This is a genomic window from Microcoleus sp. Pol12B4, assembly GCF_036701385.1.
Taxonomy (GTDB): domain Bacteria; phylum Cyanobacteriota; class Cyanobacteriia; order Cyanobacteriales; family Microcoleaceae; genus Microcoleus.
The window spans coordinates 1-21,910 of record NZ_JAUBQR010000103.1 but is presented as its reverse complement, the minus strand read 5'-3'; the positions used below and the strand labels follow the sequence as shown (position 1 = coordinate 21,910).

Annotated in this window: 13 protein-coding genes and 2 tRNA genes; 10 read left to right on the top strand and 5 right to left on the bottom strand. The window is 45.1% G+C overall.

Translation table 11 applies throughout. From position 1 onward, the window contains the following. Positions 1-1,179, top strand: a 1,179-nt coding sequence (locus QUA38_RS15540; protein WP_333163175.1) for a ComEC/Rec2 family competence protein, incomplete at its 5' end; no start/stop codon positions are given. A 60-nt stretch (positions 1,180-1,239) separates the two neighbouring features. Then, a tRNA-Ser gene (locus QUA38_RS15535) sits at positions 1,240-1,326 on the top strand. 416 nt (positions 1,327-1,742) lie between these two features. Here the strand turns inward: QUA38_RS15535 and QUA38_RS15530 are convergent. Continuing rightward, positions 1,743-7,214 (bottom strand): AAA family ATPase, encoded by a 5,472-nt coding sequence (locus tag QUA38_RS15530; RefSeq protein ID WP_333163173.1) that lies wholly within the window; start codon positions 7,212-7,214, stop codon positions 1,743-1,745. Positions 7,215-8,526: 1,312 nt separating this feature from the next. On the opposite strand from QUA38_RS15530, the gene QUA38_RS15525 reads away from it, so the two are divergent. Then, a complete protein-coding gene (locus QUA38_RS15525) occupies positions 8,527-13,263 on the top strand; it encodes a glutamate synthase-related protein (protein WP_333163171.1) in 4,737 nt (1,578 codons plus the stop codon). A 62-nt stretch (positions 13,264-13,325) separates the two neighbouring features. Here the strand turns inward: QUA38_RS15525 and QUA38_RS15520 are convergent, their stop codons facing one another. The 3 genes from QUA38_RS15520 to QUA38_RS29375 are packed head-to-tail and all read right to left on the bottom strand — an operon-like array spanning position 13,326 to position 14,173. Beyond that, the gene (locus QUA38_RS15520) at positions 13,326-13,745 is read right to left on the bottom strand and encodes a hypothetical protein (RefSeq protein WP_333108071.1); all 420 of its coding nucleotides are present in this window, start codon (positions 13,743-13,745) and stop codon (positions 13,326-13,328) included. Positions 13,746-13,748: 3 nt separating this feature from the next. Beyond that, complete coding sequence (locus QUA38_RS15515) at positions 13,749-13,952, bottom strand: hypothetical protein (protein ID WP_333163169.1); 204 nt, start codon at positions 13,950-13,952, stop codon at positions 13,749-13,751. Continuing rightward, positions 13,949-14,173: a helix-turn-helix domain-containing protein gene (locus tag QUA38_RS29375; protein ID WP_333181601.1), complete on the bottom strand. Its 225-nt coding sequence runs from the start codon at positions 14,171-14,173 to the stop codon at positions 13,949-13,951. The genes QUA38_RS15515 and QUA38_RS29375 overlap by 4 nt, the downstream gene beginning before the upstream one ends. A gap of 300 nt (positions 14,174-14,473) precedes the next feature. Between QUA38_RS29375 and QUA38_RS15510 the strand changes: the two genes are divergently transcribed. The 6 genes from QUA38_RS15510 (at position 14,474) to QUA38_RS15485 (ending at position 20,385) form a co-directional block, all read left to right on the top strand. After that, positions 14,474-15,298, top strand: a complete 825-nt coding sequence (locus QUA38_RS15510; protein WP_333163167.1) for a DUF6884 domain-containing protein — start codon at positions 14,474-14,476, stop codon at positions 15,296-15,298. Further along, positions 15,295-16,794, top strand: coding sequence for a DNA double-strand break repair nuclease NurA (locus QUA38_RS15505; RefSeq protein WP_333163165.1), 1,500 nt, complete (start codon positions 15,295-15,297; stop codon positions 16,792-16,794). Before QUA38_RS15510 ends, QUA38_RS15505 begins: the two co-directional genes overlap by 4 nt. 15 nt (positions 16,795-16,809) lie before the next feature. After that, positions 16,810-18,621 (top strand): ATP-binding protein, encoded by a 1,812-nt coding sequence (locus QUA38_RS15500; protein WP_333163163.1) that lies wholly within the window; start codon positions 16,810-16,812, stop codon positions 18,619-18,621. A 5-nt stretch (positions 18,622-18,626) separates the two neighbouring features. Beyond that, complete coding sequence (locus QUA38_RS15495) at positions 18,627-19,679, top strand: hypothetical protein (protein ID WP_333163161.1); 1,053 nt, start codon at positions 18,627-18,629, stop codon at positions 19,677-19,679. Between the two features lie 276 nt (positions 19,680-19,955). Beyond that, on the top strand, positions 19,956-20,159 hold the full coding sequence (locus tag QUA38_RS15490; protein ID WP_333085722.1) for a hypothetical protein: 204 nt from the start codon (positions 19,956-19,958) through the stop codon (positions 20,157-20,159). 153 nt (positions 20,160-20,312) lie between these two features. After that, positions 20,313-20,385, top strand: a tRNA-Ala gene (locus tag QUA38_RS15485). Positions 20,386-20,452: 67 nt separating this feature from the next. Here the strand turns inward: QUA38_RS15485 and QUA38_RS15480 are convergent. Continuing rightward, positions 20,453-20,698, bottom strand: coding sequence for a hypothetical protein (locus QUA38_RS15480; RefSeq protein WP_333163177.1), 246 nt, complete (start codon positions 20,696-20,698; stop codon positions 20,453-20,455). On the opposite strand from QUA38_RS15480, the gene gcvT reads away from it, so the two are divergent. Next, positions 20,623-21,774, top strand: coding sequence for a glycine cleavage system aminomethyltransferase GcvT (gene gcvT / locus QUA38_RS15475; RefSeq protein WP_333163159.1), 1,152 nt, complete (start codon positions 20,623-20,625; stop codon positions 21,772-21,774). The two genes, QUA38_RS15480 and gcvT, sit on opposite strands and share 76 nt — an antisense overlap. Positions 21,775-21,910: the final 136 nt, after the last annotated feature.

Genomic DNA, 21,910 nt, shown 5'->3' with positions numbered 1-21,910 from the left:
AATATTATTGCGGCTCCTTTGCTGTGGATTTTGAGTATTGGGGGGATGGTTAGCGCTTTAGCTGGATTGATTTTTCCGCCCGCTGGCAGTGTTTTAGCGCAACTGCTGGACTATCCGGCAAAGGGGTTAATTGCGATCGCGGAATATTTCTCGCAATTACCCGGTAATTCGGTAGCTGTCGGTCAAGTATCGGTGTTTCAGCTAATAGCGCTTTACAGTTTAATTGGCTGGGTTTGGATCGGGGGAAGAAAGGAGAAGGAAGAAGGAAGAAGGAAGAAGGAAGAGGCAAGAAGGAAGAAGGAAGAGGCAAGAAGGAAGAAGGGAGAAAGAAGCAAGAAGAATGGTAAAAGTAGAGTGGTTTCGCTGCCTAGTTTTTCATCTGCTTGGATTTTACCGCTGGCGCTGCTGGCGGGAATAAGTATCATAGTTTTGCCAGCTTGGCACGTTCAATCATCTTTATTTCAAGTTACTTTGCTGGCGACATCTGGTGAGCCTGTTTTAGTAATTCAAGATAGGGGAAAGGTGGCGCTAATTAATAGCGGTGATGAAAATACCGTAAGGTTTACAGTGTTGCCTTTTTTGCAGAAGCAAGGAGTTAATTCTGTGAATTTTGCGATCGCCACTCACGGTCATTTAGGTTTGAGCAGTGGTTGGGGAAAATTACTACAACGCTTGCCAATTAAAACATTTTATGATAATAATGATCCGAAACAAATTCACCGCGGCAATAATCAGGAATTTATGACGGCTGTGCAATCTCGCCAAGGCGTTTACTTTCCTTTAGAAACTAACAGTACAGTTGATCTGGGTTCGACGCGGTTGCAGTTGGTGAATGCGGAGATTCCGGTGGTAGAATTCCTGGTGGGAAATCAAACTTGGTTGCTCCTCGGTGAAATGACACCGGAAGCGCAAAAACAATTGGTCGCAACGGGAACCTTGAAGCCGGCTCAAGTGCTGTGGTGGTCGGGAAAAGCCCTGACGGCTGAGTTATTGGGCGCAGTTGGACCGCAAGTGGCGATCGCATCTGCTGACGAAATTGACCCAGAAACCGCAGCCCAACTGCGCCAAAGCAAAACTCAGATATTCTGGACAGGGCGCGACGGAGCCCTCCAGTGGACTCCTGCAGGGGGATTTAAGACCACTTTGGAATCTGAAGAAAATCAAACTTCTTTTTTATAAAGATTTACAATCTGGCGCACTGTGCGGTAAAATACTTTTAGCTCACATCTCAAATCAATTGGAGAGGTGGCAGAGCGGTTGAATGCGGTAGACTCGAAATCTACTTTAGGGGTAACTCTAACGTGGGTTCAAATCCCACCCTCTCCGTACATCTCAGCGTCAAGCGTCAAGCGCGCACCTTATTAAACTAGGGTGCGCGCACCTTATCATATTATGAAATTCAACTCCCCAATCTCAGTAGCATGATAGCTGCTTTCATTTCGGTAAGGTAGAGGCTGAAAATCTCCCGGGAACTCTTAACTCGAAACCGGGCACAAAAAAAGGGAAGAGAGTTGGTAAAGCGGGCGGTTGCAAACCGCTGTCTCCATCACTAATAAGGTGCAGGCGGAGGATGGGGGAATTAGTCTATATTCTTTGTTTTCCTAGTCCATAGTCGCTAGTTCCTAGCACGAAAACCCCTAGCCTGTTGCTCGTTCCCCGTCCCCCGTTGCCTGTTTCTTCTAATAACGTGGCTCGTAGTTGGGAGGCGGCACTAATTGCGCTAAATCCCTAGTACGAATTGCTCACGCCGGAATAGCAATCACAAACTCCGAACCCTGCCCCAAAGAAGAATTCACTACTAATGTGCCTCCATGTTTTTCCACAACAATTTGGTGAGCTATAGACAATCCTAATCCAGTTCCTTGACCCACTGACTTGGTGGTGAATAAGTGGTTAAAGATGTTTTCCTTGACTTCGGCTGACATCCCCACTCCATTATCCTTAATGCGAATCACAACCAAATTGTTGGATTCGCTCAGAGCAGTTTGAACCGTGATTTGATTAGGTAGGGCTTTAATTTCCTTAAAACTGCGTTCCTTATTTGACTCCTCCAGAGCGTCAATGGCATTTGCCAGTACGTTCATAAATACCTGGTTTAACTGTCCGGGAAAGCATTTCACTAGGGGCAAGTTACCATACTCTTTCACAACTTCAATGGCAGGGCGGAACTCGCTGGCTTTTAAACGGTGCTTGAGAATCAGCAGAGTGCTTTCGAGCCCATCGTGAATATTGAAAGAAACTGGTCGATCGCTATCTGCCCTCGAAAACGTTCTCAGACTCGTACTGATATTGCGGATGCGATCGACTCCCTCCTGCATCGAGCCAATCAATTTGGGCAAATCTTCTCGCAAATACTCCAAGTCCATATCCTCAATTTCTGTTTCAATTTCCCCTCCCGGATTGGGAAATTTTTCTTGATACAAATCAATCAAATTGAATAAATCCCCCACGTATTCTTGAGCTGGCTGTAAGTTGCCGGCGATAAAGCCTACGGGATTGTTAATTTCGTGGGCTACTCCTGCGACTAAATTGCCCAGAGCAGACATTTTCTCACCCTGTACCAATTGCAACTGCATCTGTTTGAGCTCGTGGAGAGACTGCTCTAGTTTTTGAGCATATTCCTGAGATTGTTGATACAGTCGGGCGTTTTGCAAGGAAATTGCTGCTTGGGAGCACAGGATGTTGAGGATGGCCACGCGATCGCGCGTAAACGCCCCCGTTGTGAGATTATTCTCTAGATACAGAATCCCCATTACTTTGCCTTGATGGAGAATCGGAGTGCATAATACGCTCTTGGGTTGGTGCTCAATGATGTAAGGATCGCCAGCCCAGGTGGTTTGAGTGCTGGCACGATCGAATACTAGGATTTCTTTTGTACGTTTGACGTAGTTAATGATGTTCAGAGGAATTGCTTTGCTTTCTTCAACTAGAAGTGATTGCAAGTCACAATTTTGGCGATTTGTACAGTGTACGGCAACTCTCCACTTTCCCGCTTCCTCCAAAATTAATGCTCCGGTTTGTGCTCCGGCATTTTGCACTACTACTTGCATCAAAGTAGTTAGCAATTGCTCTAGTTCTATTTCACTGGAAAGAGCTTGAAAAGCTTTGATCACTGTCGGCAAATCTACTAACTCCAAACTGCTGGTGCTACCGATAATTGTTCTATTGGTGTTAGATATGGATGATTCACTGCTGGAGGTATGAGTTGTTTCTGTCGGATTCTGGCGAGTTCGCTCCTGTTGCAGGATCACAGCAAGCAATTCGGGGTAGCGCTGTTCTAGATGGTCAATCTTTGCTTTTGCTCCCCAACGAGCGTAAGCATAGTAAGCATCAATTAAATAGGGTTTAGCCAGTTTTTCTTTGCCCCATTCTAAATAGAATTTTGCAGCGAGTTCGTGAGCAAGTGCTTCTTCGTTGATGTACTCGTTTTCTTGGGCGATGGCAATAGCTTTGTCGTACGTCTCGACCGCTTCTATTTTTTGGTTTAAAACCCGATGCCGTTCTGCCTCAACTAGATAGAATTTATGCAGATGATTCATGGGGGCATGATGCGCCCACTTTTGCATTTTTTCTTGATTAGCTTGTACTCTGTCGAGAAGTTTCTGTTGTTCAGACTGTGGAATGTCAGAATACACCGCCAACCGCACCAAAGAATCGTAGAAATGGAAAACAGGAATAACGGGCATTCCTATTACTGCATTTAAATACTTCTTTGCTAGAGCGATATTCTCTATCGCTTCTGAGTATTTTTCAAACCAGTAACAAAGGAAAAACTTGTGTAAATATATGTAGGCAAATCCCACTTGGTCATTTGTTTGCTGGTAAACTGCCAACTTGATATGCTCATCGTAGGATTCACCCTTTAGAATGCAGGGATTTTTACTTTTTCCCAGCATATTCAAGATAGTCTGCCAATAAATTTCTATATAATTAAGCGGTTTTTTTTGCTTGATTTTATCAATAGCATCTCTGTTTCTTGCTATCTCTCTTTCAAGGACACTCAGTTCTTTGCCACTATAGTAAGCTGAACAGGAATACTGTAATAAATTATAGGCTGCATATTCTCTATCTCCTGTCTCCATTCCGCTAGAATAAGCTGACACCAAAGGCTCTAAGGTTTCTTTGAGATGCTCTTTGCAAGGTCGGATCAAGAAATTTACTACGAAGGCTGTCTTGGCTTTAATTTCTTGAGAATTTAACTTTGACACTAGACTTAAAGCTAATTGACCGAACTGATAACCTGAATCAATATCTCCCACAACTCCACAAAGCAGAAAACCATAATTGGCGTAAGCAAAGGGAGAAACGGAAGCATTCCCATATTGGACGGATAATTGTACTTGTTTGCATACAGTCAAAGGCAACAGTGCAGGAGCAGCAAGGTATGCAGTAGCAAAGATACTTGATAAAAGTCTTATGGCGGCTAGTTTATAGGGCTCCCTCATTTGAGGCAGATCAATCAAATCTTCAATTCGCTTCTCGTTAAAAATTGCCGCAGTTTCGCCTAATGCCTGCCCAATATCAGACGGATTTGGCTGGGAGGGAAACTCTACCCCCAACAGTTTTAAAACTTGTAGTCCTGTATTCAGCGCTTCCTGTAACTTATTTTGCGCCATACAAGCTTGCATCTGAACTTCATATACTTTCACTTTGTCCAGTAGCATTTTGGCACAGCTTTCCACGACTGATGCCAATTCTTCCATCCGCTCAAAGTCACCGCACAGATATGCCGCTTCTGCTGCTTCGGTATGCAGCCCTAATGTTAGTTCGTATTGATTTTGCCAACTATTTGCTGTTAGTAATTTCTTCCCAGTATTGAAATATTCAACCGCAGCAGCATAAGCGGTAGCAGCTTTGGCTTTCTTTCCTGTAACTAAATTCAATTGTGCTAATTGCTCTTGTTCTGCTTGCTGAGTAATTAGCTCAACTCCTACATTCAAGTGATTGACAATATCAAAAATTCTTTCTTCTCGCTCGGCTTCTGGTGTATTCTTTAATAACAGTTGACCGATTTTTAAATGAGTAGAACGCTTTTGGTCTTCAGGAATGAGGGAATAGGCTGCTTGTTGGACGCGATCGTGTAAAAAATTATATTTGGGTAATTGATCCTGGGCAATTAGTAATTGGTCAGATTTCTTGACCTTAGCGATTACCGATTCGCTATTTTCCTCTGCTTGATAAAACTTATAAACTTCGCTAATGGGCAAAATTAGCCCGTCTTGTAGTGCCTTCCATAAAGCCGATGCGGTTTCTTCTGGCGAATTTTCATCAACAATTGCTAACGTCGCCAAATCGAACTGATTGCCAATACAAGCAGCTAACTTTAAAATGGACTGTGTCTGGGCTGGCAACTTTCGCAACTGAAGTGCCATAAATTCTACAACATCATTGGTTAGTGCCAAGGTTCGCACTCGGGCAATATCGCACTGCCAATACCGAGCTTCAAAATTAAATTCAATTAGCCCATCTTCATGCAAAGATTTGAGGAATTGTGTGCTGAAAAATGGATTGCCTTGGGTTTTCTGATAAACGAGTTCTGTCAAAGGCAGAGCCAACGCTGTAGAACAAGCTAGAGTATCGGCAACTAAACAATTTACGTCGGCTCGAGCAAGTGGTGCTAAGGTAATAGTATTCACCTTTGCTTCAGTTTTTTCAATCTCTCCTAACGTCAGCATTAATGGATGTACTGGAAAAACTTCGTTATCCCGATAAGCTCCAATTAAAAAGAGATAGCGGTTATCAACGTCGCTCATCAGCAGTTGAATTAATTTTAACGATGCTGAGTCTGCCCATTGCAAATCGTCCAAGAAAATCACTAAAGGATGGTCTTTTGTTGTGAAGACTTGAATAAATTTTTCAAACAACAAATTGAAGCGATTTTGACCAGCACTTCCAGAAAGTTCGGGGACTGGCGCTTGCTGTCCGATAATACGTTCTAGTTCAGGAATGACTTCAACGATTACCTGAGCATTCTCGCCCAAAGCAGCCAAGATTTCCAACTTCCATTGTTCAACTTTAGCATCGGTTTCCGATAGCAGTTGTCCCATTAAATCGCGAAAAGCTTGGACAAATACTGTAAAGGGAAGAGTGCGTTGAAATTGGTCAAATTTGCCTTTTATAAAGTAGCCTCGCTGTCTCACAATTGGTTTGTGAACTTTGTTGACGACAGCGGTTTTGCCAATACCAGAAAAACCAGAAACGAGCATCATTTCAGTGCTGCCTGCACTCACGCGATCGAAGGCTGCCAGTAGTGAGGATACTTCGCTTTCTCTACCGTATAATTTTTCTGGGATGAGGAAGCGATCGCACAAATCTCGCTCCCCTATTTTAAAGTGAGTCAGCGTCCCTGTCTCTTGCCACTCGTGCAAACAAGTTTCTAAGTCGTACTTGAGTCCTAGGGCACTTTGATAGCGGTCTTCAGCATTCTTTGCCATCAGTTTGCTAACAATTTCAGACAGCACCAATGGAACGCTTTTGTTGAGGTGATGGACTGGGATAGGCTGCTGAGCAAGGTGACAGTGTACTAACTCTATCGGATCGTCGGTTTGGAAAGGCAACTGTCTCGTCAGCAGTTCGTAGAATGTGACTCCCAGCGAATAGAAATCTGTGCGGTAATCAATTCCTCGGTTCATCCGCCCAGTTTGTTCGGGAGATATGTAAGGTAAGGTGCCTTCAAGGAGGTTGGGATTTTGAATTTCTTGGGTTTCGCGCGGTAGCAGGGAAGCGATGCTGAAGTCAATCAGCTTGACTTGTTTGCTGACCGGGTTAATTAGAATGTTGGCGGGTTTGAGGTCTTTATGGATGACGTGATGGCGATAAAGTCCGTCGAGCGAGTTGGCAATTTGAATGGCAATGGGAAGAAACTCGTTAATGGGCAAGCCTTCTAGGGGCTTCTTGCTGGCGAACACTAGACTAGCGAGGTAGCTACATAAAGAAATTCCGCCAAAGTCTTCCATCACCAGAGCATAGTGGTTATGGTAAGTCTCCAGGCTGTAGGCCTTGACAGTGCCGGGGAGCTCTAAGTTTTTAGTAATGACAAACTGATTGCGGAAGTGAACCAGTTCGTGGAAGCGGGGAAAGTCATTTCGTAGCAGTTTTATGACTACGGGCTTCTGATCGGAAGATCGACGACCCCGATAAACTAGAGTTCGATTCCCTGCGTATATTTGCTCGTTAATCTCATATCCTCGAAAAATATTTGTTATGTTAGCCATACCTACCTCTTCCTACTGCTTCTGTCAAGCCTGAAGCTTTTTAGAGTTAATATCTACTATTTTCGCTCTATCGGCCGTACTATTGATTAACTATACTTAGTTTAATCTACTTTGTAGCTCAAATTATTAAAACGCCTTTTTAAAAACAAGACTTAATATTGGTTTTTTTTCTTGTCTACTTATTTTGAAATAGGGTTGACCTAAAATCACTTTAGCTTGTAGCTTATTTGCTGAGTCATTAACACGCATTGATACAGGCGCGTGGGGTTGATTGAGTCTAAGCTATCCCTTTCTAAAACAGCGTAAATTATCAACCTTACTGCCCTTCTGATCAGTGTAAAATTATTTTATTTCTATATTTAGCAGAATATAAATTTTCTGATTTATAGCATCTAATTTCGATTTTTTGTTAGAGGCAAAACTGAGCGTAATGACCAGTAGTATATTTGGCAACTTTACCTTAAAGTTGTGATATAATGGTTTCTAGAAAAACTAATTATAGGTTTCTTGCAAACTCCGTTTTTCAATCACATTGTTGTTTGGGAAAGCGATTAATTTGCCAGATGCCTCTAATGGCAACCCCGATGTTTTATATTCAACATAACGGTAAAATAGCCTGCATTGATGAGTAACAAAACTTTGTGGGTAAAAAAATCTCAATTAGAGTTATGGAAAACTGTCAACCTTTTTCGGCTAGGCATCTTAGCCTGGGTTCTGGACGATCGCTGGCAAGACTTGCACGCAAACTCTGACTGTAAGCGGTGAAATTTTATCAATTTTTTGATAAACTTGATGTTCGCGGCCCGAGGGTTGACTGCACAATAAGACAGGTTTTACCAGTTGTGAACCGCGCTGCTACAACATTGCACCTACCGACTGAGCGGGCAGGTGGCTTTTGTGTCTGCGGGCGCTGACGAAAGCAACTCAACAGCGCAGCAAGCAAAATAACGCTAAAGTTACTATCTACCTGAATCCGCAAGGCTACCCTTCCGAACTCAGGAAAAACCCACACAAAAAACTAGATCGCCTGCAATGTATCTAGTTGCAGGACGCCGATCGCCCAAAGAATCACTGCTTTTTAACAGCAGGGTATTCTAGGAGACATCTCCGAGGCGATGCGAGCGAGATAATTTAAAATCTGCAAACAGGGTTTCAGTGCTAAGTACAGGCCGCATAGACGTAAATTTTTAATCAAATCAGCTTCCAACGTGCTGTCTTAAAGTTTACTAGGCTCCCACCGCTCGGCAGCCTTCTCTCTCCGAGCTATAAAAACGCATCAACCACACAATCACGGAAATAACATTCAATCAACATGGGTAACACGATCGATCCAAACAGAAACAGAAACGTGCATCAGACTGAGCGAGGAACTCCATTCGCCGGCCAAAGCTGGTTAGTGGAAGAAAGAGATGCCTGCGGTGTGGGGTTTATTGCCAACCAAAGCGGCGAAGCTACGCACTCGATTATTGAGAAAGCGCTGCCAGCTTTAACTTGTCTGGAACATCGCGGCGGTTGCAGCGCCGACCAAGATTCCGGCGACGGTGCGGGTTTGATGACGGCGATTCCTTGGGAATTGCTGGATACTTGGTTTGCCGAACAGGGAATTGTGCCTCCCGCACGGGAAAACTGCGGCGTGGGAATGCTGTTTTTGTCTCAAGATAAATTTCAAGCGACTATAGCGCGGCAGGTGGTTGAGCAAGTTCTGACCGATCGCGGGCTGAAAGTTTTGGGATGGCGCCAAGTTCCCATTGTACCGTCGGTTTTGGGCGAGCAAGCGCTAGAAAATCAACCTCAAATCGAACAAGTAATTGTCAGTTCACCGCACTTAGCCGGAGACGAACTCGACAGACACCTATTTCTGGCGCGCCGCACGATCGGACACGAGCTGTCAAAGCGCCCCAACTTCACCCGCGAAGACTTTTATACTTGCTCTTTCTCCTGCCGCACGATCGTCTATAAAGGCATGGTGCGATCGGCCGTACTGGCAGAATTTTACCCCGACCTGAAAAATCCCGCTTATAAAAGCTCCTTTGCCGTCTATCACCGGCGCTTCAGCACCAACACCCTGCCCCGCTGGCGCTTAGCTCAGCCGATGCGCTTGCTGGGACACAACGGGGAAATTAACACGCTGTTGGGCAATATTACCTGGATGAAGGCGCGGCAAGCGAATTTAGCTCACCCGAATTGGAGCCAAGCTGATATCGACACGTTCAACCCAATTGTCAATCCCGAAAGCAGCGATTCGGCAAACTTGGACAACGTGATGGAGTTGTTGGTACATTCCGGTCGCACTCCCCTGGAATCCCTAACAATTCTGGTGCCCGAAGCTTACAAAAATCAGCCGGATTTGGCTGAGTATCCAGAAATTGTCGATTTTTACGAATATTACAGCGGCATTCAAGAACCTTGGGACGGCCCCGCACTGCTGGTATTCAGCGACGGGAAACAAGTAGGTGCTACGCTCGATCGCAACGGTTTGCGGCCGGCCCGCTACTGCATTACTAAAGACGGTTTGGTAATTGTGGCTTCCGAAGCCGGAGTTGTGGATATTCCCGAAGCCGATATTGTCGAAAAAGGCCGTTTGGGGCCAGGACAAATGATTGCAGTTGACCTGCAAACTCAAGAAATTCTCAAAAATTGGCAACTCAAACAGCGAATTGCTAAGCGGCATCCCTACGGCGAATGGCTGAAACAAAACCGCGAAACCTTGGAACCGCAGCCTTTTGCCGAAACCCCAACCCTCGACTCGCAAACGCTGTTGGCAACCCAAACTGCTTTCGGCTACACAGCAGAAGATTTGGACATGGTGATCGTCGAGATGGCGAGTTCTGGCAAAGAACCGACTTTCTGCATGGGCGACGACGTTCCCTTGGCTGTGTTGTCAGAAAAGCCTCAGTTGCTGTACAACTATTTCAAACAGCGGTTCGCTCAAGTGACAAATCCGCCGATCGACCCCCTGCGCGAGGGGATGGTGATGTCGCTGACGATGAATGTGGGCCTGCGGGGCAATTTACTGCAAGCAGTGCCGGAAAATGCCAAGCGGCTGAAAATTGATTCCCCCGTACTCAACGACGCTGAACTGTCTGTCTTGAAAGACCAAAAGTCTTTCCTAGCAACCGAATTGTCAACGCTTTACAAAATTGCGGCCGGGCCTGGCGGTTTGAAAACCGCAGTCGAGCAACTTTGTCAAAAGGCGGCGATAGCGGTGCGCGAGGGTTCGAGGATTCTGATTTTGAGCGATCGAGTCTCCAAGGCAGAAGGGGAATCTTATGCTGTTGGATTGAGCGCAGAATGTACTTATATTCCGCCTTTCCTGGCAGTTGGCGCGGTTCACCACCACTTAATTAGCGTCGGCCTGCGGATGCAAACTTCGCTGGTTGTGGATACCGCCCAATGTTGGAGCACTCACCACTTCGCTTGTTTGCTCGGTTACGGCGCGGTGGCTGTTTGCCCTTACTTGGCATTGGAAAGCGTGCGCGCATGGTGGTCTGACCCCAAGACTCAAAATTTGATGCAGCACGGCAAAGTTCCCAATATTACCGTGACGCAGGCTCAAGCTAGATACCGCACAGCGGTGGAAAACGGCTTGCTGAAGATTATGTCGAAAATGGGGATTTCGCTGCTGGCTAGCTATCAGGGGGCGCAAATCTTTGAGGCGATCGGCATTGGCGGTGATTTGCTCGATTTGGGTTTCAAAGGCACTGTTTCTCGGATCGGCGGTTTGAGTGTGGCGGAACTCGCTAACGAGGTAATGTCTTTCCACAGTCAGGCTTTCCCAGAATTGCACCTCAAAAAACTGGAAAATTACGGCTTTGTGCAGTATCGGCGGGGTGGTGAATATCACATGAACAGCCCGGAAATGGCGAAGGCTTTGCACAAGGCTGTGACTACTTTTAAGGCTCAGACTAACAGTAACGGCAATGGGGCAGAACCAAAAATGACACCATTTGGTGACAAAAATGGTGAAAGTGCCTACGACCATTACGAGGTTTACAAGAAACAGCTCGAAAATCGCCCGGTAACGGCTTTGCGGGATTTACTGGATTTCCAGAGCGATCGCCCTCCCATTGCCATCGAAGATGTAGAATCCGTAGCAGATATTGTCAAACGCTTCGCCACTGGCGGAATGTCTCTCGGCGCTTTGTCCCCGGAAGCCCACGAAACGCTAGCGATTGCCATGAACCGCATCGGCGGCAAATCCAACTCCGGCGAAGGCGGCGAAGACCCCGTGCGCTATAAAGTGCTAAACGATGTGAGCGAGGCAGGTTTCTCACAAACGCTACCTCACTTAAAAGGTTTGCAGAACGGCGATACAGCTTCTTCATCCATCAAACAGGTAGCTTCTGGACGCTTCGGGGTGACTCCAGAGTATCTGATGAACGCCGAACAAATCGAAATTAAGATCGCACAAGGTGCGAAACCGGGTGAAGGCGGTCAATTGCCGGGGCCGAAAGTGAGCGAGTATATTGCTTATTTGCGCCGCTCGAAACCGGGTGTAACTCTAATTTCTCCTCCTCCTCACCACGACATTTATTCGATCGAGGATTTGGCGCAGTTGATTTTTGACTTGCACCAAATCAATCCGAAAGCAGGAGTTTCGGTGAAGTTGGTGTCGGAAGTTGGCATCGGGACTGTAGCAGCCGGTGTCGCCAAGGCAAATGCTGATGTGATTCAAATTTCCGGTCACGACGGCGGCACCGGTGCTTCGCCACTGAGTTCGATTAAGCACGCAGGTTCTCCGTGGGAACTCGGGTTGACCGAAGTTCACCGGGTGCTAATGGAAAATAAATTGCGCGATCGAGTTTTGCTGCGCGTTGACGGTGGCTTTAAAAGCGGCTGGGACGTGATTGTAGGCGCTTTGATGGGCGGCGAAGAGTACGGTTTCGGCACGGTGGCAATGATTGCAGAAGGCTGCATTATGGCTCGCGTTTGCCACATGAATAGTTGTCCGGTGGGCGTGACTACTCAACAAGAACACTTGCGGAAACGGTTCCCCGGAACGCCGGAACACGTTGTTAATTTCTTCTATTTCGTAGCACAAGAAGTGCGGAGTTTGCTGGCGAAATTGGGTTATAAGTCGATCGCAGATATCATCGGCCGCGCGGATTTGCTGAAAATGCGCGATGGGGTGAAACTAACTAAGACCCAAGCGATTAATTTGGATTGTTTGACTAAGTTACCTGATACTAAGAGCGATCGATCTTTCTTGGTGCACGGCGATGTACACACCAACGGGCCAGTGTTAGATGATGATTTGCTGGCGGATGCGGAGATTCAAAGTGCGATCGCCAATCACGGCACTGTTAGCAAGAGTGTAAAATTGGTGAATACCGATCGCACTGTAGGCGCAAGAATCAGTGGTGCGATCGCACAGCAACACGGTAACACCGGCTTTAGCGGTCAAATCACCCTCAACTTCACTGGTAGCGCGGGTCAAAGCTTCGGCGCATTCAACTTGCCGGGGATGACGTTGGTGCTGTCAGGCCAAGCCAATGACTACGTTGGTAAAGGAATGCACGGTGGCGAAATCGCGATTGCACCGCCGGCTGGTGCGACTTATGATGCTTCCGAAAATGCGATCGTCGGTAACACTTGTTTGTATGGTGCGACAGGGGGAACTCTGTTGGCTGCGGGTAAAGCTGGCGAACGGTTTGCGGTGCGTAACTCGATGGCGAAAGCAGTCATTGAAGGTGCGGGCGATCACTGCTGCGAGTACATGACTGGTGGCGTGATTGTGGTGTTGGGAAAAGTCGGCCGCAACGTCGGCGCTGGAATGACTGGCGGCTTGGCTTATTTCCTCGATGAAGATGGCAGTTTCCCGGCTCATGTCAACGGGGAGATTGTGAAGATGCAGCGCGTTTGTACGGCGGCTGGGGAGGCTCAGTTGAAGGAGTTGATTGAGGCTCAGTGCGATCGAACGGGCAGCAAGAAAGCTGAGAAAATTTTAGCAAATTGGTCGGAATATTTGCCTAAGTTCTGGCAAGTTGTGCCGCCGAGTGAAGTGAATTCGCCGGAGGCTTCGGAACAAAAGATTGCTGTGGAAGTTTAATTTTCGAGTTGGTTAAATAGATGAGGGGCGACGCGAGTTGCCCCTTTTTTAATCTACTTAAGTTACACTAGGGTGTAATCTTTAACTGCCTCGCTCTGAAGGAATTCTTGATAAGCCGATTCATCTCCAAAAGAGTCGATCGAAACCTGAGCTTTTGGCATTGGTATCAGCGGAGTTTCGACGGGGACATATTTGCAGTATCCAACTACAATCGCCTCAAACTCGTTATTAGGTATTGCCGTTGGGTACTCTTCCACCCTCACCACTTCCCAGTCTCCAGTGCGGTAGTGGGTGCTAGAACCGGAACCGTCAGCGCTGTGAAACTCCAGCAATCTGTACCCCGGTGCGGGGATAGGTGCGTTGGATGAGTCAAAATACTCTGCAAGAATATCAGTGTATGCCCCTGTGTGAGCTAACAGCCTATTATCTGCCCCTTCATCTTCAGTCCATTCGGCACGAAAAATCATGTATTTTCTACCCATTGGTTAATCCTCCTCGGTTTCTTCCAGGTAATCGGGGAATTCGGTTTTGCCATTGAAAACGCAATCCCACTTGAGAACAGGATTGTTTTGGTTGCGCTCAATCCGTAACAACTTCCAACCATATTTTTTTTCCATTGCTGTACATCGCCAGCGATCGGTAACGGAATGGCTAGAGGTGACTTGTTCTGGCTGTTGGTTTTCACTCACAATGCTTCTAACTCTCGATCGCTAACCCGAACTAGCAAATCACCAACTTCGCAATTTAGAACCTCACACAGCCGATCTAAAGTGTCCAGGGGAATAGATTTTGCCTTGTTTCTCTCGATTTTTTGAATGTTAGCCAGCGACATCTCCAGTATTCTAGCTAACTCGTTTTGGGAAATCGATCTTGATGTCCTGACATCTTTAAGCCTGATTTTCACAACCATTAATTAATAACTACTCAATTAAATACTCTACCTTACTCACAGTAGTCTAACCATTGGTATCTCTTATGTAAAGAGTACCAATGAATATGTAATTATCATGAGGCTAATCAGTGATAGTGTTACTAATGGTTGGCATACTAGCTGTAGTGTCAAGCGGGAAACGGGACTGCCTTGCACTGTCGGCTGCTAAAGATTACCGAAAATCCTTGCTATCAAAGACTTTGAAGATTTTGGAGAACATCCAGAACCCATGTAGAGCGCAGATACAGCCACAGTGCAGCAACGATACTACTGCAGCAGGTGAGACAGGAAGTGAGAATTAGTGGCGATCGCTTCTCTACAATTGTTTTTAGGACAGGCGCGATCGCCCATAAAGATAAAATAGTGAATTCAGAATTTCCATATTTGATAATTATTGCCTGTTCTCGGCGCAAAGTTTTTGACACAAACTTGCTGCCTGCCATAGAAAGATACGACGGCCCCACATTTCGTCTGTTACGGCGTTTTCTGCGGGATCAACCGTCAGCGCCCTTGGATATTTATATTTTGTCAGCGAAGTTTGGACTGATACCCAGTCACTATCCGATTCCAGATTATGACGAAAAAATGACAAGAGATCGATCGCGCCAACTGCAACCTCTTGTCATTGCTAAACTCAAAAATATCCTCAACGCCAAGCCATATCAACAACTTTGCATTTGTCTAGGTCGAGATTATTTCCTTGCACTGGATAAATACGATATGCTAATTAAATCAGGATTAATGGTGCGAGTTGCCACAGGCTCATTAGGCAAAAAGCTGTCAAGTTTACATGATTGGTTATACGGGAAGCCCGCGGAACTCTCTCCCAGTTTGCAGACTGCTGCTCCGGCAGGGAAAGCCAGTATTAAAGGGATTGAGGTTGTGTTGACACCAGCACAAGTGCTTGATGTAGCACGTCAGGCGTTAGCCGAAGGCAAGGGCAAGCCTGGTTGTTACCAGGCTTGGTATGTGTTAGTTGGCGATCGACGAGTATCGCCGAAGTGGGTGGTGAGTCTGTTGACAGGATTGCCTGTCAGTGCTTTTCATTCAATTGCGGCTAGGCGAATGCTAATCCAGTTAGGTATTGAAGTGAGTTGTGAATGAATCAGCAAGACAGTCAGGATGACAATTTAACAGACCAAGAAGTGATAGCCGATTTACAGAATCAGCCTCACTTGATGATTAAGCTACAGGAAAATGCGCTACTTGTTGCAGAGAGTTTGCGGGATAACTATTTCACAAATACCGCCAAATTTATCACATACCTGCGACGAGCAATGCGTCAGGCTGATTTGGGACAAAGAAAAGAACAAATACTTAGTGCTAAAGCCATCAACGATTTAAATTGGGAGAAGGTTCAGGGTGAAGTTGTCACTTTTATTGATGGGGGTCTAGGTCAAGTTCAAATGTCAAGTCCAGTTCCTATTCTTCTGCGAGTAGGTTCTTATCGTGTACGAACTGGGGAACGTAATCTCGCTGAACGCGAACAGTTTGGTTATTATCCCGTTATTCTTGGCGACTTAGAAGGGGGTAGTAAAGAAAGGAAAGATTTTCCAGATATTGTCAGAATTACTGCTGAACTTTTGGGGGGCCTCTCAGCATTAAAACGCACACCTGATTTACGAGTTTTAATGTTTCATGGCCCGCTCGTTTACATGATGAGTGGCTATGCTGGACATACACCTTTCACGGAAAAAGACATTGACATTTTTTTGAGCCATTACGCACAGCAACCTGAATTAGCTGAACAGCTCAAAGAAGACTTTCTCAATGAAGCAGAACTCGAAATATATCCTAAAATTGCTCCCGATCGTTGTGACGAGTGGGTAGCAAGAAGGTTGTTTGAACCCCTATCGTGGATGGCATTTTTATATCGTCAATTAATAAAAGAAGCGAAACAAAAAAAGCCAAAAACTATCATTACTGGTGTCGTTGAGCGTGGTCAATTACGGGAATTTAGTGAAAAGATTCTATTACCAAGAATATTCACAGGTTTAAGACAGAAGCAAAACATAAATTTCTTTAATATTTTATATGGACGTAAAGATCTCACATCACCTAAAGTCTTATTAGACAGACTAGGTTATACAGATGCTCTCCTGCTATCGATGTTGCTGGAACCTGGTCAGTTTTCAGAAGCTTGGGAAATTCAAAATAAATATGACGGACTAAGTAAAGGTAAAATTACCTTGCCTGATGAGTCTTATGCAACAGATGCAGATTGGAGCTGCCTGAAATTATCTAATGAAATTGGATTTCCAAAAGTTCAAGGGTGCTATGTAAAAGTTTCAGAAACTACTGAACCCTTTAGAGTAGAAGTTTTTGAGGAATTAGGTAAAGACCAGATTGTAGAAGCTGCTCGACGCGCTTATTTGTATGCTCGTGTGCTACCAGGATATGCTTTTCCAGTAGGATTAGACATTGTTGATAAATACGCTAAGATTCCAAACTGGCTAACTGAGTCTTATAGTAAGCTAATCAAGTACCATTTGGGTGTTAGCTTGCAAAATGGACAAATTACTGACGCTCAGATGCGTAACATTATAGTTCAGTCAATTTACATGACAAAGCGGGATTGGCTATTCCGCCCTAAAGTTTAGAGTAGAACAAAACCTATGACAATATCTGCAAAAAAAACACCGCAACCAAACAATCCAGATCCTAATTCTGTTTCACCTAATCGTTATGTCGGCACGTTGGTAGGCGAAAGTACAAGCCGCGAGTTTCGACTAGCGGTAGCACCTGAAGCTGTCCGCGAACAAGATATCATCGCTGTAGATGCACAATTGCGTCAATCAGAAAACAGTTCAACTGTGGAAACAATTCGTATTTGGGCTAAAGTTCAAACAATTGAACGAATCAATCCTCTTTTCCCAACTGAAGCCGGACATGAATTAGCTGCTACCCGTACAAATCCATTTGATACAGTGCTTTCGTTAACAGTCGAAATGGTGACTGCGGTTTGTCAAGTATTAGGTGCTGAACCTTTAGATGTTAACGCAGGTGGTAAGCTTAGTAAGCTGCGTTATCCTCCTAAACCTGCTTCCACTGCTTACCGCCCTGATTCACCAGACATTGCTCGCGTAGTTCTTGGGGAATTGCAAGACAAGAAAAATCGTGCTTTAGACATTGCTACTCTTTCTAACCGTTCTGAAGTAAATGTCACCGTAGATGGTCATGCAATTGTCACCCGTCATCTAGCAATTTTAGCCATGACTGGTGCTGGCAAAAGTTGGACGGCGCGGCGAGTTATTGAGCAGTTGGCTGCCAAAAATTATCCCATAGTGATATTTGACCCTCATGGAGATTACACGGGGTTAGCAGATGTTCCAGGTTTGAAGGAAAGAGTGCATCGCTACTACGCACAGTTTCCTATTTTTGAAGAAGACAGCGACACAGTTGCTCAAATTGTGAGTAATCTTGGATATGAACTAACGCCTACCATGCTGACCCGTTTTAGTGATGTCTTTCAGGCGGCTAAGTCTTTTTATATAAAAGACAATGCACAAGAGATGACTCAGCGAGCCGATTGGTTGACTGAACGCATTAACAAACCAGATTTAAAGCAATATGGTGTGCAGCCCAATCTTTGGTTAATTGCTCAGATGGCTGAAGCTGGTGAAGCTGCGCTGCGTGACAACAATGGTCAAGATGACAGACAGCAACTCGAAGATTGGGGCTGGAATGGACTCACCACTTATTCTAAGCGTGACATAGGTACCCTTGAAGCGATTAAAAAGCGTACCAATGCAGCAGCAGCAGCCTTACAACGCATGGAACAGACCAACCAAAAAGTAGCTCGCAGTGGTGCTAAACCGTTACCTACTGACCGCAAAGAATTAGTTAAATACGGTCAAATTAGTGTTGTTTCTTTAGCTGGCTATACAGAAGAATTTCAAGCCACAATCTACAGCATTATTGCTGACAATATTTTTGATGCTAGGGTAAGAGATGAGCTAAAATTTCAAGTGGTCTTACTACTTGAGGAAGCTCATAACTTTGCGCCTGGAAATGCAAACACAACCGCACAAAAACGATCTATTAATGTTACCAGACAGATTGCTCAAGAAGGTCGTAAATTTGGCGTTGGTTTGATTTTAATTAGTCAGCGTCCTTCCCGACTGGATGAAACTACTCTCGCCATGTGTAACTCATACATCATCATGCGTATGGTTAACCCTGCTGACCAAAGCTTTGTTCGTAAGGTGATCGAAAGTTTAGGTGAGGAAGAAGTAAAGATGCTTCCCGATTTAGAAAATGGTGAAGCAATTCTATCTGGACAACTTACAAGTTTTCCTGTCCTGGTAAAAATAAAAGAGCCTGCTTCCAAAGGCGAACGAGAAGAAAAAGATGCTTTCGATGCTTTGGAGGAAGCCAACGCGGAAAACTCTAAAAAATCAAAATATTCCAAACAGACCAAGGGATAAACTATTTGGAAATCGTCGCTGGCATCAGTTTAAAGGGAATAAAACCGCGTGTATGGGATAGAACCTCAGAGTATTACCTTCCCCAACTACACGCGGTAATGATTTCCTACGCGGATTTTCACAAAATGCCTAAACGCAGGCGTGAGGCAATGGAAAAGGGACTGCACGAATCTCTGGGTATTCCTACTCAAGTTCAAATTTATCTTGATAACGGTGCTTTTTACTTTATAAAACGTGATGGTGAAACGCCAAGAAAAGAGTATGAAGAGTTTGTAGAAAAAGCTAAACCAGACTGGTATCCAATTCCTCAAGACTTTATTCCTACTCCCAAAATGACATTTAAGGAGCAGACACAATGTTTTAAGCGCACAATGGAAATGAATCTGGCTTATAAAGACCATCCATCATACATTCCTGTTATTCACATTAGCGAATTGCTTGAAGATTATGTAAATGAAATCAAAGCACATAAGGAATTCTTAGCAAAACCATATATTGCTTTGGGTGGCATTGTACCAAATTTACTACGCGCTCCTAAAGCAATACCTTATCAGAAAATTCTATCTAGCATTCAACATATACGCGAAGAATTTAAAAATACAAAACTTCATGTTTTTGGCATTGGTGGCACAGCAACTATACATTTAGCCGCTTTATTGAGCATTAACTCAGTAGACTCAAGCGGTTGGCGCAGTCGGGCGGCGCGGGGGATGATACAATTGCCTGGAACCGGAGAGCGAATTGTGGCTCCTTTAGGTAGCTGGAGAGGCCGTCAAGTCAGTCAAGAAGAAGAAAAAAAACTAGAGGAATGTCTCTGTCCAGCTTGCCGTCAGTATAAATTAAATGGACTGAAAATAAGTGGTATGGAAGGTTTTTGTAATCGAGCTACTCATAACTTGTGGATACTACTGGAAGAGGCTCGACTAATTGAAGAACATCTCTATAATACTGGGAATTATAACGAGTGGTACAAGGAACACTTAGATAACACCATTTATCGTCCACTGATTGCTCAAATAGTGGAAAATTTGGAATCAAAACAAGTCGGTAAAGGCTAAAGCTATGAAAGTAAGCGTTGGGCGACAATAGCGATCGCACCCTGCCCCCTCACAAAAGCATGAGCGCTGGCTCAAGAGTCAAAAAACCCACCTCTAAAGCTGAGCTTGCTCTCATTTACTTTGCATATTGTAATTATCAACAAAAGCTATCATTTTTTCTCAGTAGCTTTCCGCTGCTCCCTTCGGGTTTTACAGCAAAAGTTAAATACAGGTGAGCTGATCTGCACGGAGCGAAAAATTTTGTTACAATAGGTAAGCTGTTACAAATCGTAACTTATGCTGGTTCCTATTTTAATAATTGACGTTGCCCTCGTTGCCTGGTCTTTGCACTTGATGCAAGAGGCGATCGCGCAACGGGAATTTTCACTAATGCTAGCCGGCACCCTAGTTGCGGTCTCAGCCGCCGCTCTGCTAGTCGTCTACTTTCTCATGGGGTCTTGTTTGAGCCATTTGACCGAAATATCCCAACACACTTACTAAATGATAGTAGGCGATTGACCATTGTCCAGAAGCGAGGAGAGTTTTGTGGAAAAAAAGCGGAAAGCCTTGCCAATCCAGGGTTAAAAACTAATTTCCCCAAAAAGCTTGACAAATATTGGTCAGTTAAGGCATGATTGAGAGCGCGAAAAGAAAGGGGAATTAGCTCAGTTGGTAGAGCACTACAATGGCATTGTAGGGGTCAGCGGTTCGAGCCCGCTATTCTCCATAAACATTACATTAGAGATACAGCACTGCCGTATCCTAATTTGTACCTAAACACTACCACCGCGTGCTTAAATTCGATCGCGGCTTGTACCTAAACAGCATTGCCGTGTCGTTAAATTCGATCGCGACTTGTACCTAAACAGCATTGCCGTGTCGTTAAATTCGATCGCGCTACACACCGCGAAAACCAATTTTCCCGTAAAATCAAAACAGTCTACCCGCAACCAAAGCGCTACCTGTGGCAAAGTCAACTGAATCCAGCAATCCAGAGAGTCCGAGCCAACTTGCCCGCACGCCTCTGTACGACCTATCATTAGAACTCAAAGGCCGAATGGTGCCCTTTTCCGGGTGGGAGATGGCGGTGCAGTACGCAGGCATCAGCAGCGAACACCAAGCAGTACGCCAACAAGCAGGAATGTTTGACATTTCCCACATGGGAAAATTTGGTTTGAGAGGGAAACAAGTAATAGAAAAATTTCAACCCTTAGTACCCTCAGACTTGAGCCGCTTGCAACCCGGTCAAGCTCAATATACAGTCTTGCTAAATGCCAAAGGCTGCATCTTAGACGACATTATTTTCTACTGCCAAGAACCAGACCCTATCACTAGCGAAGAACGTGCAGTAATCATTGTCAATGCCGCCACTCGCATCGCCGACAAAGCATGGATCACCACTCACTTAGAATTGAGCGAACTGAGTTTTACAGACCTCTCCGAAGATAAAGTTTTAATTGCCATTCAAGGACCAGAGGCTGTTAACTATCTCCAGCCTTTTGTGGAAGACAACCTCGCAGCAATTAAGCTATTCGGTCACTTAGAAACAAATCTGTTGGGACAGCCGAGTTTTATCGCGAGGACTGGTTACACCGGCGAAGATGGGTTTGAAATGATGGTGGATGCCGAAGTAGGAAAAGAACTGTGGCAAAAATTGTTAGCTGCAGGCGTTGTTCCCTGCGGTTTGGGTGCGAGAGATACCTTGCGTTTAGAAGCAGCAATGGCTCTTTACGGTCAAGATATCGACGACACCACCACGCCTTTAGAGGCTGGATTGGGTTGGGTAGTTCACCTCGACAGTAAAGGCGATTTTATTGGTCGCGAGGTTTTGGAACAGCAGAAAGCGGGTGGAGTATCAAAGAGGTTGGTAGGTTTAGAAATGCAGGGGCGGCACATTGCACGCCACGGCTATCCGGTAATATTTGAAGGCGAAACAGTAGGAGAAGTTACTAGCGGTACATTATCGCCTACTTTGAATCGGGCAGTAGCCCTCGCGGTTGTTCCAGCAAAATTAGCGAAAATCGGTCAGCACTTAGAAATCGAAATTCGCGGAAAAAACTATCCGGCTAGTGTGGTGAAAAAACCATTTTATCGCTCGCCAAACCGCCCCAATTAAATTAAGTAGGTAAGCCTTAATTCAGGGTCTTTGCTCATAGCAACGGTTTACAATAAAGTATACAGCGGATTCCGCTGTAATGAGGTACAACAAAATATCATTGTTGTAGTCAAACCTAATGAAAGCGTATTCTCTC

Bases quoted from the DNA above. Each gene is read 5' to 3' on its own strand.
- QUA38_RS15530 (WP_333163173.1), bottom strand. From the start codon at position 7,214: ATGGCTAACATAACAAATATTTTTCGAGGATATGAGATTAACGAGCAA.
- QUA38_RS15525 (WP_333163171.1), top strand. From the start codon at position 8,527: ATGGGTAACACGATCGATCCAAACAGAAACAGAAACGTGCATCAGACT.
- QUA38_RS15520 (WP_333108071.1), bottom strand. From the start codon at position 13,745: ATGGGTAGAAAATACATGATTTTTCGTGCCGAATGGACTGAAGATGAA.
- QUA38_RS29375 (WP_333181601.1), bottom strand. From the start codon at position 14,173: ATGGTTGTGAAAATCAGGCTTAAAGATGTCAGGACATCAAGATCGATT.
- QUA38_RS15505 (WP_333163165.1), top strand. From the start codon at position 15,295: ATGAATCAGCAAGACAGTCAGGATGACAATTTAACAGACCAAGAAGTG.
- QUA38_RS15500 (WP_333163163.1), top strand. From the start codon at position 16,810: ATGACAATATCTGCAAAAAAAACACCGCAACCAAACAATCCAGATCCT.
- QUA38_RS15490 (WP_333085722.1), top strand. From the start codon at position 19,956: ATGCTGGTTCCTATTTTAATAATTGACGTTGCCCTCGTTGCCTGGTCT.
- QUA38_RS15480 (WP_333163177.1), bottom strand. From the start codon at position 20,698: ATGATAGGTCGTACAGAGGCGTGCGGGCAAGTTGGCTCGGACTCTCTG.